Consider the following 15,464-nt stretch of genomic DNA (forward strand, 5'->3'; position numbering starts at 1 on the left):
AGCCGTTATCAAGGTTAATTGTGTCGCCAAACGCGAACCCAATCATAATAGGTAGTGCGTTCAGTTTTATTGCCTTTTTTGACCATGCCGCCATCAGCGGGCACAGGATTCCAGTCGTAAGTTTCAATTGCCATTTGAATAAATGCAGGAACATCCCATACTGCAGGGGGGGTGATTGAATAGACGTAGCGGCCATCTAAATAAAAACGTATCTCATCAGTTGACTTCCACCAAGCCGCATAAACATAATAACGTTCATGGTTTTTGGTTTCTGTTTTAACCGAATCTTGGATCTGAATCGGTTCTGGGTTGTATTGATTTTTGCGGTGGATCGTATTTGAATGAAAAATTTGATCCCATTCTTTCGCCCAACTTTTTGTCAGTTCAGAAGTAGTGCCTACACATTCTTGAATATCTAATTCCAGCTTCTTTTTAGAATTGCCTTTAGTCATTAACCAGAAAGTTGATGACATTTCTGTGGCATTCGCTTTCATACGGGTTTCAAAATACCAACCCGGTTGGCCCGGATTAATCGAGCGAACGATAGCACCCTGGTACGTATATTCGCGGCCTTTCTGTATAAGTGGCTCAGATAAAACGCTCACCTCAACTTGCATTGCGCCGCCTTTTTCTGAGACGTTCTCGGCTTTAAATAACCCAGGCGGCCGACCGATCCAGCCCCAGCCGTTACCTTCTGGCTCTATTTGCCATTTATTAAGATCAATTTCAGTGTCATTAAATTCATCTGACATATTTTCGACCAACTGCCATTGTTTGTTTTCGATTTGCGGGGCTTGGCCTGGCAGTATGTAGGGGCCAGTGGCAGAAATAGGTGTTGATTGAGGTTGACTGGTTACACAGGCTGTAAGATATGAACAGACTATTAATATCAAGCTGATTTTTGTTTTCATAATATAGGTATATTTTGTCTAAAAGGTAAACAAAATATACCTTAATATTTTTTGTATTTAAATTGAAATATTCATATATATTACCCTAGCGAAGTGTCCAGTACCATCATCACGGCAAAACCGAACATTAAACCTATGGTCGCTGCTGTTTGGTGGCCATTTCTATGGGTTTCGGGGATAACCTCATGCGATACCACGAATATCATAGCACCAGCCGCAAGCCCCATTCCTGCTGGGTAAGTCAGTGCTAGGCCACTCGTTAAACCTACACCAATTAACGCACCTATGGGTTCTAATAAACCACTTAATGCGGAAACGCTCACAGATAAACCTGCTCCAAAACCAGCACTTCTTAAAGCCATTGCAACCGCTAAACCTTCAGGGATGTCCTGCAAAGCAATTGCGGTAGCTAAAGGAAGCCCTGCACTTAATTCACCTGGGCTGAATGCAACGCCGACTGCCATACCTTCCGGTAAGTTATGTAATGCAATCGCAAAAACGAATAGCCAAACCCTATTGCAGCGTTCATGACCTGGCCCACAAGGACCCGTTTTACTGTGTTCGTGCGGGGTAAACTCGTCCAACCCCAACATTAACAAAACACCTAACATCATACCTGCGACAACAATTGCAGCCCCCGTACCTGCATGGTTTGTTAGCGCTTCGCCAGCCTCTAACCCTGGCAAGAGTAATGAAAAAGCAGCAGCAGCTAACATCATTCCTGCTGCAAGCCCTAACATAATGTCTTCTATTTTTCGTGGAATGTTTTTTAAAAACAGGGCGGGTAAAGCGCCTACTGTGGTCGCAACAAAACCAGCAGTGCCACCTAATAAGGCATAATTTAATGCTTGTTGGATTAATTTATGCTGAGATATATTTAAACAGCTCATCACAAACATCGCCACAACAATAAGCAGAGCGAGCAATAAACCAGCCGCTGCAAATGGCTTTTGTTTAGCATGGAGCTTGATTTCTTGACTTAGCGAGAGTGTTTCAGATTGGCTCATCAATCATACCTCAGTTACTTGTAATTGATAATTATTATCATCTAAGTGTTTCTCAAACACAAGTTAAAGTATGAGAGAGTCTGATAAATAGATCAAAAAAATGACCAATATCCCGTTTAAATGTTTAACGAAGATATTGGTCGTTTCGGTTAAAGTTTTTGCAGGGCCGCTTTTAATGTTTGTAAAAACAGCTCGGATGATTTGAGTTGTTCGTTAAATACCCCTGAGTTTTGCACAAAGTGGGCAACATTTTCGGTTGACCAAGTTTCATACTGACTCACTAAATCAATTAATAAGTCAGCTTTAGGATCTACTAGCTCTTCTGCATGTACTTGTTTATATTTAATTACTTTGAGCCAAGCTGCAATTGCTGTGCTGATTTTATCAATAGGACGATCTGCTGTTAAGTTATCCGTTAGCGTTTGTAATAGGCGAATCGGCAATTTTTGCGAACCGTCCCACGCAATTTGACTTAATAAGTGCACAATATTCGGATTTTCAAAGCGCTTAATAATGTCGTTAGCATACTCAGATAAATCTAATTCAGTAATTTCGGGCATGGATGGAATAATTTCTTCCGTTAGCATGGCTAGGCAATGTGCTTTTAATGCCTTGTCACTGATCGCTTGATAAACACTTTCATGGCCTTTTAATAAACCCATATAGGCGAGGGTAGAGTGGGTCCCATTTAAGATCCGTAATTTTGCCTGTTCGAACTGATCGATATGGGGGGTGAATATAACACCCACTTTATCCCATGCAGGTTTGGGTTCTGGTAGAGTGTCATCTATGATCCACTGGGTAAAAGCTTCCCGTTGAATTGGCCAAGCATCGTCAAGACCAAATTCGGTTTTAACATACTCGCGGGTACTATCTTCGGTTTTTGGCGTGATACTGTCTACCATGCTACAAGGGAAAATCACATTCTGTTCGATCCATGTCGCCAAGTCAGGATCATTTTGTTTAGCTAACTGAATAACCGCACCTTTAAGTTTAACGCCATTATCCGGTAAATTGTCACAACTTAAAACGTTAAACGCAGGCGTATTTTGGCTTTTACGTAAGTTTAGACCAGCCACAATTAAACCAGGTGCTGAGAGCGGCTGGCGCGGATTTTTAATATCGTGAACGATATCAGGGTGGGTCAGATCTAGCTCACCTTGACCATTTAAACAATAGCCTTTTTCTGTGACGGTTAAACTTACGATTTTAGTGTCTGCGCTTTTTAATTGATCCAGTATTTCATCTAGTTGATCACCCAGTACTAAGACTTTTTTGATCGAGCCTATTACTTGAAAGTCAGAGTCTATGTCGTTTACCACTAAACCATACAGGCCATCCTGAGGGGTTAACTCATCTCGCGCTGTAGCACTACGCATAGAAACAGCGCAAATGCCCCAGTCGCCACCATATTCGTTCATGGCATCATGGGTAAATACTGCTTGGTGAGCGCGGTGAAAAGCGCCGGGACCTAAGTGAACTATGCCTATTTTGGTCGCTTCTCTGTCATAGCTTGGAAATTTTAATGTGCTGCCTTGCGCTTTAAGCGTCTGTAATGTTTTATTATTTAGTTTCATTTAGCTGACCTTGTAAAAACTTGCTGCGTTTTGTCCAAATATTAAGTCGCATTGGCTGGGACAGTTTTTATTGACGTACTCTTCGATAATTTTAAATATTTTTTGATAGTTACCTGCAACCAAACACACCGGCCAATCTGAACCATACATGATACGTTCAGGGCCAAAGGCTGAAAAAATAACATCTAAATAGGCTTCAAAGTCGTCTGCTTGCCAGTTTTGCCAGTCTGCTTCTGTCACCATACCAGATACTTTACACATGACATGGGAATGCTGAGCTAAAGTGCGAATACCGTTTTCCCAGTTTTTAAAACTCTGTCCATTTTTAATGTCGGGTTTAGCGATATGATCTAATACTATCGGCAGCTCAGGTACTTGGTTAACCAGTTCGATAGATTGAGGTAATTGGTGATGAAAGACTAATAAATCGTAGACAAAACGAGTGTTAGATAACTGTTTTAGACCTTTTACAAAAGAAGGGTTTAACATAAAGAGCGGCTCAGGCTCGTCTTGTAGTACATGGCGGAAGCCTTTAAGTTGCTCTACATCTTGCCATTGGTTTAGCTGATCCGATATATTGTCGGCCTTCAGATCAATCCAACCGACAACCCCTTTAATTAATGAATTTTTTTTGGCTAATTCTAATAACCATTCGGTTTCTTGCAGAGTTTGTCTAGCCTGCACTACGATGCTACCATCAAGTTTACATTGTTCCAGCTCGACGGCTAAATGTTCGGGCAGAAAGTCTCTTTTTAATCCTTTCATTGACTCATCTATCCACCCATAATCCTGCTCTGAGTAGATCCAAAAATGCTGGTGAGCATCGATACGCATACTATCTCCTAACTATCAAATTCAATTAACCCCTTGAGCATACCGGATTCCGGTTTCACCCAGTCGGGAAATACTTCCACTAATTTATCAAATGACGTTCTATGTGTGATCATAGCATTGCTCTTGACCACGCCTCTAGTCATGCAGTCTACCACATGCTCAAAATCTTCTTTGGTGGCATTACGGCTTCCCATTAAAGTGGTTTCACGTTTATGAAACTCTGGGTCGTTAAAGCTAATTTCACCTTTAACTAAACTGACAAATACAATTCGGCCACCATGTGCAAGATTAGTAAATGCTGATTGCATTGCATGGACTGAACCTGAGCAGTCAAATATTACTTCGGCAAAATTGTTGTCTGTTAGTTTAGCAAGCTCATCACGCATTTGTGGCCCTGCTTTAATAGTACCAAAAGTATTAAACTCTTTTTGACAAAAGGCCAGTCGATCTTCATTTAAATCAGATACGATGACATCAGCTCCTTTTTCCTGCGCAAATTGGATGACGCCCATACCAATAGGGCCTGACCCCATTACTAACACCTTTTCGCCCTTTTTAATGTCAGCTCTGCGTACTGCGTGAGCACCTATTGCCAGGCATTCAATTAAAGCCATTTGCTCAAAAGCTAAGTTGTCAGCAGCCACTACAGCAGATTCCGGCACGTTCAGGTATTCACACATACCCCCATCTGCATGAACACCTATTACTTGAATATTTTGACAAGCATTGGTTTTGCCTTGTTTACATGCAATGCACTGACCGCACGAAAGATACGGGATCACATAAACGTTCTGGCCAACCGATAAACCACAATTTTCACCGGTTTCAATAATAGTACCAGCTAATTCGTGACCTAATACTCGAGGGTATTCGAAATAAGGTTGGTTACCCGCATAAGCATGGATATCTGTGCCGCACACACCGACAGCTCTTATTTTAACCACAACTTCACCAGCAGCGGCTTTGGGAATGGGCTTTTCCTGAGCTTCCATTTGCCCAGGTTTGACACAAACGATAGATTTCATAGCGTATCTCCACCTACTATTTAGATTAAATCTAAATTCTATTTTTTACACATAAGTTAATTTTACATTATAATCCATAAATGAAAAGCTGTATTTATATTTAATTTGTAAGTTTGCTGTTACGTTTGAAGGCAAAGTGCGTATTCGCAGCTAACATAGTTCTTCGATACGCCGGCTATATTTAATAGTTGAATTTTTGGTTATAAAATTTTTTTGTAACATTATATTTAATGTAAACTTAATATTGAATATTGTTTACTTTTTGATTGCGGTTATAATAATTTAATCAACTTGATTTGCAAATTGTTTTGATATGAATTATTTGATTTGCATTTAAATGTTTAAGGAACCCAATATGATTTTAAAGTATGCGCTTACTGCGTTGTCAATATTGTGCTTATCTGCTTGTAGTCAAAAGAATGCGAGCGAGCAGCCAATTGTTGCTGAAAAAAAACCTCAAGTGGTCGAACAGCAAAAACAAATGAATATTCTTTATATAATGACAGACGATCATGCAGCGCAAGCAGTAGGGAAGTATGGCAGTCGTTTAGCTAAATTAAATCCGACACCCACATTAGATAAGCTCGCCGACGAAGGCATGTATTTTAAAAACGTGTTTGTGACTAACTCTATTTGCACACCGAGTCGAGCAACTATTTTAACCGGTCAATATAGCCAAACGAACGGCGTGTTGGATTTAGTTGGATCTTTGTCAACCGAGCAGCAAACTTTACCTAGACTCATGTCTGATGCCGGATATGAAACTGCCGTAATAGGAAAGTGGCATTTGAAAAAAGAGCCGGGCGCCTTTGATTATTACCAAGTACTAAAAATGCAAGGGACTTATTTTGATCCCTTGTTTCGCGTGCAAGGTGACAAACCTTGGCCTAAAAATACTAAAACCTATAAAGGTCACTCCAGCGATATTATTACTGATTTATCTATAGAATGGTTAAAAAAACGAAAAAAAGAGGGTAAACCTTTCTTTTTGATGCACCAGTTTAAAGCGCCACATGACTATTTTGAATATGCACCCAGATACGAAGATTATTTAGCCGATGTAGAAATTCCAGAGCCCGTCGATCTATACAAACAATTGGATAGCCAAGGCTCGATTGCGACTAAAGGTGTGAATAACGAACTGGTGAACGATTTAGGGACCTCTATTTCTCAGCGACACAACAGACGAAGTCTGGGGCGAGATCTCGGCATAGATCCATCTTTGCCGCATGACGAGTTCACTCATCAAGCGTATCAAAAGTTTTTAAAAGCTTATTTACGGTGTGTTAAAGGCGTTGACGATAATATTGCGCGCTTAATTCAGACTTTAAAAGACATAGGCGAGTACGAAAATACCATTATTATTTATACCTCAGATCAGGGCATGATGTTAGGTGAACATGATTTACAAGACAAACGCTGGTTTTATGAAGAGTCGATTCATATGCCGTTTATTGTGCACGATCCTAGAGTTAAAAATGGTCCTAAAAGCAGTGATTTGTTAATTAATAATACTGATTTTGCCCCGTTTATTTTAGATTTAGCTGGCCAAAGTGTCCCAGACGACATGCATGGTCGTAGTTTTAAAGCCGCTTTATACGGTGAACAAATTGATGACTGGCGTTGGGCATCTTATTATCGTTATTGGACACATAGACAATATCATGATGTACCGGCTCACTTTGGTTTAAGAACTAAAGACTACAAGCTTATTTTCTTTTATGGTAAAGGTTTTAAAACTGGTCATACACCATTTTTCTATGACAGAAAGTGGGTCGAAAAAACAGGTAAACTTAACAATGAGATAGCCACGCCGGTTGCTTGGGAACTTTATGATTTGCGCAAAGATCCTCAAGAGTTAAATAATGTATATGGTGATCCGGCTTATGCAGAGATCACGGCAAAACTTAAAGCCGAGCTTAAACGCCAGCGTAATCTATACAATGAAACCGATGAAAATTATCCTCACCTAGATAAAATCATTCAAGCGCATTGGAATGACTAACCAGTAGGCCTAAAATAAACCCGTGTATCACACGGGTTTAAACTGGTAAAAAATAGTCAATAATCTGAGCGCGTTTCGCAAGGATCTGCTTTATTTGCCGGTTATCTTTTTCTGCCGCGGGCATTTTAGCGGCGGGAAAGCAGCCATAACCGGCTAATAAACTGTGCCAAGATGCGGAAGGGTAGTAGCCAGTTAACTGCTTATTTTCTAAAAGGGCGCTGAGATCGCCACCTTCTTGCCAACATTGTAAAATCGCTTCCAGTTCATCGGATACTGGGATTTTTTGAGCATCTAGCCAATAATCACTATCTTGTCTAGAGTTGCAACGATAATGGCAGACAATATAATCCCGCACACGCTCAAATGCGGTATTTATCTTGTCATTAAATAATTGGCGTGCCGAATCTTTATCAGCTGTCTGCTCATTTATTCTGATAAAACTCATGAGTGTATCTTGCACAAAATTAAGTGCAGTTGCTTCTAGTGGTTCGATAAAACCCTGTGAGAGGCCAATAGCAAGACAGTTTTTATACCAGTGTTGGCTAGAGCGGCCCACCCGCATGTTTAAGTGACGGGCGGCTGCAGATTCTCCGTTAGGGCTGTTAATCATATTTCTAAGTTCTTGCTCGGCGGCTGATGAGTCTAAGTAGCGACTGCTGTACACATAGCCATTGCCGGTTCTATTTAATAGTGGAATACGCCAAGCCCAACCCGCTGTAAGGGCGATTGAGTCGGTTTGGGGTAAATACGCTGGCTGCGGTTCTGAGGCTATTGCCACTGCGGAGTCGTTAAACAAATTATTTGCATAAGAAATAAAAGGCACATTTAATGTTTTATCAATCAGCAGGGCCGTAAAGCCTGTGCAATCGACAAAGAGATCCGCTACTAGCGTCTCTCCACTTTGAGTGTCTAGCGACGAGAGACTGCCATCTGTATTTTGATTTACCGCTGAGATGGTATCTCTTTTGTGTTCAACGCCGAGTTCGACCGCTTTTTTGGTCAGTAGTTGAGCCAATTTAGCAGCATCAAAATGATAAGCATACAAGGTTTGTGGCGCATTTTTACCATCAGGTAACACTGCGCGTTTGCGCTGCCGGCTTAATGCGGGGGTAATAAAATAATTGTCAGGATGTACATCAAGGTCAACCCCTTGGCGTTTTAGGCGTGTGTGATTTGCAAAAATCTTGCTAGGAACCTGATCAAGTTCACTTAAAAAAGGGTGAAAGTAGCTTTGATATTGATTGTGGCTAGACCAATTGTGAAATCGTATACCATTTTTAAAAGTGGCGTTACAAAATGGCATCCAGTCTTTTTCGGCTATGCCCAATTGCTCAAACAGAGTTTGAATATAAGGGGTTGAACCTTCACCGACCCCTACGGTTGCAATGTTTGGCGATTCAACTAAACAAACCTTTGCGTCGGGCCAGTTTTTTTTTAAAAGTGCGGCCGACATCCAACCTGAAGTTCCGCCACCGACAATTAGTATGTTTTTTTTCATTGTGAGGCTCTTATATTTTGCGTACAGATAAAAAAACAGCCGGTAATGCCGGCTGTTATTCGTTTGTGCTTAATTTAAGATTAGCGCTGAGGAACCGGGTACAAACGAACATTATCAAAACGATAGTGTGCATTTGGCGGAATTTCAATGTGTAAAGTCACATCTTCAGCAGCGGCCCAATCATAGTTAGGATCTGATACCAAAGCACCTTCTACATCATGGCCTAACGATATCGTATTTAAATGTAAGCGTTTTTTATCCCATTTTGTGGCGCTGGTGGGACCATCGTAAACAATTTTACGCACAGTCTCATTGCCACTTTTCAAAAACGCTTTAATACGTTTTGCGGAATTAGTGTCTTTGTCATAGCCTGGGTTTTGGTAATCAAACTCAACAACATAGCGCATGCCATTTTTAATAGCACCTTTTGGTATATCTGAATACACCAAGGTTGTCCATCCATCGGTATTTTTAACTTCTAAGCCAAATTGATTAGGTGCACTAGGGTTTGCATTGGAGCTGGCAGCCGCATTCACTTCAATGCTATCTGCTCCAGAACTCCAACCTGTGCTTAAACCATTACTAAAGCCGCTATTTTTAATCAAACTACGGTTATTCGTATCAATTTTAACGATAGAAAATTCGTCAAAATAATGATCTGCCCCGCCTAAGCAAGTTACCCCGAACGTTTTATTGCCATCAAAAAATTCATTCGCTTCTAGTGTGGTTGTACGCTCCGTCCAACTGCCTTTGGCAGCACCCGCATTTTGGGTACTTGTAATATATAAATGATCTGCACCATTATAGGTACCATTTTTATTAAAGTAACAAGTTGTAGTGCTCCAAGGGTGTTGGGTATTTAGATAATAGCTAAAATAAAAGAGATCACCTTGTTTTAAAGTACCGTCTATTGCATCGGCTTCAATTCTAAAAAATACGCTCCCTTCTTTGCTGTGCAGTGAATAATCAGACCCTGGCAACGTTATGTCCGAGCTAACAGCAAGCGAGTCAGCACCGCTTGGCGCCCATTGATAAACAATATTATTATCTAACGCCCCACTTTCAAAATCGCCGCGTGCACCTAGCATATTATTATCGCTACCAGTAATGGTCACTACATATGTGCGCTCATCAGTGGTAAATTCGCCATCAGTAATTTTATAGGTATAAGTTACCTCTTCGGTTTCGCCTTCTTTCAGATAGGTAAAGTAAGCCGGATCTATTAACAAACTACCACTGACAGGGTCTATCACACCACCAAAGGCTGAGCCGCTGGCTTGTAAGTCGACTGGCTCCATTGAATCCCCGTCTGGCTCCAGTACGCCATCCAGCAGATTTAAGAATATTGAGTTGCTACTATTGGTCGATACATTTGCGTTAAATTTTTCTTCGATAAAGACTGGCGAATTATTTCCTTCACTAGCACCAAATAGCGTATACCGCATGGTGCGATCAACTTCGTTATGACCGTCGGTAAAGGTTACGGTAATGTCAAAATCAACTCGGTCGCCGTTATCTAAATAATTAGCTAAGCGTTTAGGGTTGATCACCACATTATATGAAGACAATTGCTCAAATGTTGGGTCTTGGGTGGTGATAACATTTACAAAAGCGTTCAAGTCATCAGCCGAAAATTCAATGTCGGTGTCTATTGGTTTAACGGTTGGTGGCCCGACCACACCTATCTGCTCAATACGGTAAGTATTGTCTCTATTATATTTTTTACTTAGATCCCCGTCTTTTAGCATCATTTCCCTGTTTTTAGCGATGTCCTTGTCATAATAACCATACATAAAATCAAAGGCTTGAGCATCACTCTTTTCAGAGCCAAATGTATGTGGCATCTCGTAAGGTGTATCAGTCGGCTCATTACCATCATAAACAACCCAGGTTGGCGCACTGTCTTCACCGTTAACTGTCACCTTTAAATATCTAACCACTTCATTTTCACCATCCGTCACCAAGTAGCGAAAGTTCAATACTGCGGTTTCTGTATCACGCAATAAAGGCATAAATTCATAGGGGGCAACTCTTAACGTATTTTGAGTGAAACTAAAACCATATTCAGGATCTGTTATCCGCGGTAAATTTTGATACTCACGAATGTCTTGCACCAGGTTAAATAAGATTTGCTCACCAGCTTCAACATTAAAGTGAGCCAATATTTCATCACAGTATTCAGGGTAGTTCACCGCGGCTAATAAAGTATCTGAACAATCTGGGCCGCGCCAGAAATATTCGATATTTTTAACTTCAAGTGGTTTACCCGACTTAGAGGGTTCAACGCCTTTAAGCAGATCGATCTCAAAATATTCTTCACCAGTACTGGCGAACGAACGTTGAGACTCGGTAAAGTTATATTCCCAGCGTTCGACAGTTAAACCACTGTCGGGCAGTGTATCTGTTACAACACTACTATATTGATCTGCCAGAACGGCGGTATCCAGCACCAAGGTGCCCTTAGCAGCATTTTGACTACCGCCATCGCTGCTGCCACCACAAGCCGTCAAAGCTAAGACGACTGCGGATGCTAATGTATTATAAAAATGCTTTTTCATTGGATTTATCCTCGCCTTAAAAATTTGCTCTTAAACTTAATCGATAGGTACGGCCATTTTTGTAGCTCAGCATGGTCCGACTTTTATTAACACCACCATCCAGCGCATTGCCTTCATCAAAATCAATGCCATTGCCTTCGCTGTCAAAGTCCAGCTCATTAAAAACACTGGTATAATAGTTACGAGTTTCAGTGTCGGTTAAGTTAAGCGCCTGAAATGAAAGGCTAAACGTATTATTTATTTTATAGTTTGCAGTTAAATCTAAGCGACCTGAACCTTCACGCCATAAAGCCCCTTGTTCCTGTCCCCGGTTAATAAGCTCATCTGTTTTGCCGCGATAGGCTAATCGAATCAAGTGGCCATGTTTTTGCCAATAACCGGCAAAGTTATAAGAGTGTTCTGGTGCCCATGCAGTAGGGAATTCAGGAAGCTTTCGCCCCTCAACAATCTCACTTTCGTATTTACTGCTCTGGTAGGTATAGTTAAAGTCCATGCCTAAGCCAGACCAAATACCAGGTAAAAAGTCATAACTTTGTCGATACGCAAACTCTAAACCGGTAATTTGACCACTTTTACCGTTTCTCAACTCACTTTTATTAAATAGTGAGCAATAAAAAGTTGCCATGGCTTCACGTCCACCTGGATCTGCTGCTTGATCAGCGGCGTCTGCGGCATACCACCAGTCTTGGTTTACTGCAAATATACTGCCCATATTCGGGGCACATGCATTTGTTCTATCACCCCAAAGTTTGGATGGATCTTCTTGCCATTCTGCTAAAATATCTTCTTTGGTTTTGGTTAGATTAAGTTCTTCTAGCGTATAATTCTGCGAAAAATCCAAAAAGCGCAAATCAGCCCCATAAACCGGCGTGATCACTCGCTCTTCAAAATCTTTGAGCTCCTTATGGAAAAATGCCAGTGATAACATGCCTTCTTGGTTAAAGTACCATTCTAAAGATAAATCTAAATTGGTGGATTCTTGTGGCTCTAGTTTGGTATTGCGCAGATTAATGCTAGCTCCTCGAGTATTACCATTTGTTGGTTCACCCCAGTAACCATGGGTCATTTTAAAGCCAGGCTGCAACGAGTCTATTTGCGGATGTGACATAGTCTGCGAAGTGGCAAAACGACCAATCAGCTCATTAGTAAACGCCATGTTTAAATTCAAACTTGGTAAAATACGGCTATAACTATGGGTATCTGAAACACCAAAACTAGATAAAGATTCATCTGTTTTGCCATTTAATGGGCGTTCAATGCCGTTATCATCGATATAACTTTGGTCAAAACTATAAAAATCACGTAAATGGCGCCAGTCAGTATGTCTTGCCCAAGATGCGTGATTCGTTTTATCCAATGTAAGCGGGTCATAACAAGGATATGTTTGCTCTGCTGGAATTCTAACATCATCAGTTGGATCATCTGGGGTCCCATTAAAGTCCCAACCATATCCATCTATTCGGTTAAACCACGTTTTATCATTCGGTGAATAGGGGTCGGTATTAGCACACTCAACTTTTTCCGGCATACCATCAAGTAGTTCTGGGGTGCGTAAATGGCGGAATAAAAAGGGGTCAAATACGCGATTGAAGCTATCTTGTGGCCAATTGATGCCAGAATAGCCAGTTGCTAATACTTCAGTTTTAACATATCGAACACCAATATCACCGGTTAGGTTTTCGATAGGATTAAAGTTAAGTTTTAGATAAAACGCTTTATTGTCTAATTCAACACCACGGGTGTTTGAGTTGTCTCTTTGGTATTGAGGATCTTTATTGGCCGCAATCTCTAAAAACTTTTCAATATCAACTTGCGGGAAACCATTTGTGACTGCTGAGCTTGGTACATCTAATGATGACATAAAATTATCATAAGGAAAGGCTTCATCTTTTAGATAGTTTTCTGATGGTACAGCCGATAAGGTTTCACCGGGTGTGATGATCCGCGTCCCTGTGATATTACCAAAAGCATCATAAATATTGACGGGTACACCATTACTTGAGTTTAACAGGCGTCCGGACTGATGATCTACGTACTTTTCTCGTTTATTGAACCTTGCACCGGCTTCTATTTTAGTTAGGCCGAAAAAGTCAACATCCCAATCTAAATCGATGAAACCGCCTTTCATTTCATCTTCAACCTCACGTTCAGTTACTGTGAAACCATTGTATCGGTTCGCTGAAGTATCTAAGGGGTTAAAGCCCGTTGTTCTTTCGTTATCCCAGAGGTTTAATCTATCTTCGTGAGACATGACTGAAGTGCCAGTAACCATTAAACAAGTACCAGTGCTACAATCATAACCGACGGGTTGAATGCCAGTATGTGGAGTCCCGTATTGATCTGCGGCTAATAGGGCTTGTGAGCTAACACCACTTAACATACTAAAGTAAAAACGACGGCGGTTTGGGTCTTGTTTGGTTTTAGAATAATCTAATCCTGCATTAACTTTAATGTCGTCATTTATAAATTGTTCAAGCTCTAAATTAACGATCGTATTAGAAATATCATCGCCACCTGCGTTGGTGGAATAACCGCCATCGCCGAAGCGGTTGACTGATTTAACCAGGGTTCGGGTTTCTGTGTCCATGGTCCACCAATCCTGCTGTGGATCTGAATAAGTTGGAATGACATCGTTCCCGTTTAACTTTAATTCGTGTAGTTCACCTTCGAAGAAGTTTTCATTTAAAGTGATTTTAGGACGAACATTGACGCCCTGTGAGTTGTTCGTTAATTCTTGTTCACTGGCCGTAACATTGAATAAAATATTGGTATTCACAGTTGGAGCGTATTGCAAGGTGAGTGTTCCGCTGACTCTATCACTTTCGTTTTGATACAAATCATAGTTAACAGTATTTGGCGCTAACGCTTTAGTATCGGCAACTACACCACCATCTGTGGTTCCAGCAATTTTTACATCCACAACTTCGTAATCATTGATACGTATTTGGTCGCGTCTATTTGAACTCGTTTCTTTACTTAAAGTAGCAAATACCCCAAATGTATCATCAAATAACTTACGCGACAGGGAAGCTGATACTTTATAGTCGTTGTTTTCACCAAAGTCATCACGGCGATATTGAACTTCAGCCACTGTTGTTTCGCGGCGGCTTAACGGGCGCGAAGTTTTCAGTGCAACAGTTGCACCCAATGAGCCTTCAATATGGTCTGCGCTTGGGGACTTATAGACAGAAATCTGAGAGAGGATGTCTGATGAAAAAGCACTTAAATCAACCGCTTGACTGTCGCTCGCACTGGTTAATGTTACCCCGTTAAGTGTGATCACATTTTGGTTAGGATTGGCACCACGAACCGTAATCAGGGTACCTTCCCCGTCGCGCTCTTGCACTGAAACCCCAGTAACACGGGATAGCGCATCAGCAATGTTTTGGTCTGTTGATTTACCTATATCTTCAGCAAAAATGGTATCTGAGATATTTCCGCTATTGCGCTTTTCACTGATTGATTTAAGTATACTGCCTCTAAAACCTTGTACTTCAATGACTTCCGTTTCTTCTTCTGCTTTTTTATTTTTATCGTCAGCCTTATCTTCGGCTGCAAAAGCATATTGGTTTGCCGCTAATACTGACGCTATTGTCAGTACAATGGGCTTTGTTTTAAATGAGTTAGGCATTGAGTATCCTCCGGGTTATCTAAATTCCAGCAATCAAGATGCAGCTGGATAGATTGAGAGTTGTTAATTGTGTTATAAAAATTTAACTGTGTGTTTTCTTTTTGTATTTATATTTTATATATAGTTTATTGTCAACAATATGTTTTAAACGTTTTTGTTTTGTTTGCTTTCTGTTTCTAATGATTTTTTAATTAAGTCAAGCTTAATTCTATGATAATCATTACTTTAATATAGAAGTTTTAAATTAATTAGGATGATAATAAGGTTTTATTCATAACGAGTTTAAATCATGTGTAAATTTAATATTTTGAGTATTATTTGGTGCTTTATGTGTAACCTTTGATTTATTGTGTGATATATAAAAACTGATTAAAATCATATATATATGTTTTTTATTTTGTTTTTATAAGTGGTTGGA

The 15,464-nt window shown here is 40.5% G+C and carries 9 protein-coding genes; 1 reads left to right on the top strand and 8 read right to left on the bottom strand.

All coding sequences use genetic code 11. From position 1 onward, the window contains the following. Positions 1–14: 14 nt before the first annotated feature. From C727_RS0116520 to C727_RS0116540, 5 genes are all read right to left on the bottom strand, one after another. Positions 15–911, bottom strand: a complete 897-nt coding sequence (locus tag C727_RS0116520; RefSeq protein ID WP_017446772.1) for a LamG domain-containing protein — start codon at positions 909–911, stop codon at positions 15–17. A gap of 80 nt (positions 912–991) precedes the next feature. Next, positions 992–1,918 carry a ZIP family metal transporter gene (locus tag C727_RS0116525; protein ID WP_017446773.1) on the bottom strand — a complete coding sequence of 309 codons (927 nt, stop codon included), beginning with the start codon at positions 1,916–1,918 and terminating at the stop codon, positions 992–994. Positions 1,919–2,067: 149 nt separating this feature from the next. Next, a complete protein-coding gene (locus tag C727_RS0116530; protein ID WP_017446774.1) occupies positions 2,068–3,495 on the bottom strand; it encodes a mannitol dehydrogenase family protein in 1,428 nt (475 codons plus the stop codon). Then, on the bottom strand, positions 3,496–4,329 hold the full coding sequence (locus tag C727_RS0116535; protein ID WP_017446775.1) for an amidohydrolase family protein: 834 nt from the start codon (positions 4,327–4,329) through the stop codon (positions 3,496–3,498). 8 nt (positions 4,330–4,337) lie between these two features. Then, positions 4,338–5,354 (bottom strand): zinc-binding alcohol dehydrogenase family protein, encoded by a 1,017-nt coding sequence (locus C727_RS0116540; protein ID WP_017446776.1) that lies wholly within the window; start codon positions 5,352–5,354, stop codon positions 4,338–4,340. A gap of 355 nt (positions 5,355–5,709) precedes the next feature. Between C727_RS0116540 and C727_RS0116545 the strand changes: the two genes are divergently transcribed. Continuing rightward, positions 5,710–7,359 carry a sulfatase-like hydrolase/transferase gene (locus C727_RS0116545; protein ID WP_017446777.1) on the top strand — a complete coding sequence of 550 codons (1,650 nt, stop codon included), beginning with the start codon at positions 5,710–5,712 and terminating at the stop codon, positions 7,357–7,359. Between the two features lie 37 nt (positions 7,360–7,396). Here the strand turns inward: C727_RS0116545 and C727_RS0116550 are convergent, their stop codons facing one another. From C727_RS0116550 to C727_RS0116560, 3 genes are all read right to left on the bottom strand, one after another. After that, complete coding sequence (locus tag C727_RS0116550) at positions 7,397–8,857, bottom strand: tryptophan halogenase family protein (RefSeq protein WP_017446778.1); 1,461 nt, start codon at positions 8,855–8,857, stop codon at positions 7,397–7,399. 80 nt (positions 8,858–8,937) lie between these two features. Beyond that, complete coding sequence (locus C727_RS0116555; RefSeq protein ID WP_017446779.1) at positions 8,938–11,415, bottom strand: hypothetical protein; 2,478 nt, start codon at positions 11,413–11,415, stop codon at positions 8,938–8,940. Positions 11,416–11,431: 16 nt separating this feature from the next. After that, on the bottom strand, positions 11,432–15,046 hold the full coding sequence (locus C727_RS0116560) for a TonB-dependent receptor (protein ID WP_017446780.1): 3,615 nt from the start codon (positions 15,044–15,046) through the stop codon (positions 11,432–11,434). Positions 15,047–15,464 lie beyond the last annotated feature (418 nt).

The sequence above is a fragment of the Gayadomonas joobiniege G7 genome (assembly GCF_000300815.1).
Taxonomy (GTDB): Bacteria; Pseudomonadota; Gammaproteobacteria; order Enterobacterales; family Alteromonadaceae; genus Catenovulum; species Catenovulum joobiniege.

Coding starts and splice junctions, on each gene's coding strand:
- C727_RS0116545 (WP_017446777.1), top strand. CDS start 5,710: ATGATTTTAAAGTATGCGCTTACTGCGTTGTCAATATTGTGCTTATCT.
- C727_RS0116530 (WP_017446774.1), bottom strand. CDS start 3,495: ATGAAACTAAATAATAAAACATTACAGACGCTTAAAGCGCAAGGCAGC.
- C727_RS0116535 (WP_017446775.1), bottom strand. CDS start 4,329: ATGCGTATCGATGCTCACCAGCATTTTTGGATCTACTCAGAGCAGGAT.
- C727_RS0116555 (WP_017446779.1), bottom strand. CDS start 11,415: ATGAAAAAGCATTTTTATAATACATTAGCATCCGCAGTCGTCTTAGCT.
- C727_RS0116550 (WP_017446778.1), bottom strand. CDS start 8,857: ATGAAAAAAAACATACTAATTGTCGGTGGCGGAACTTCAGGTTGGATG.
- C727_RS0116525 (WP_017446773.1), bottom strand. CDS start 1,918: ATGAGCCAATCTGAAACACTCTCGCTAAGTCAAGAAATCAAGCTCCAT.
- C727_RS0116540 (WP_017446776.1), bottom strand. CDS start 5,354: ATGAAATCTATCGTTTGTGTCAAACCTGGGCAAATGGAAGCTCAGGAA.
- C727_RS0116560 (WP_017446780.1), bottom strand. CDS start 15,046: ATGCCTAACTCATTTAAAACAAAGCCCATTGTACTGACAATAGCGTCA.
- C727_RS0116520 (WP_017446772.1), bottom strand. CDS start 911: ATGAAAACAAAAATCAGCTTGATATTAATAGTCTGTTCATATCTTACA.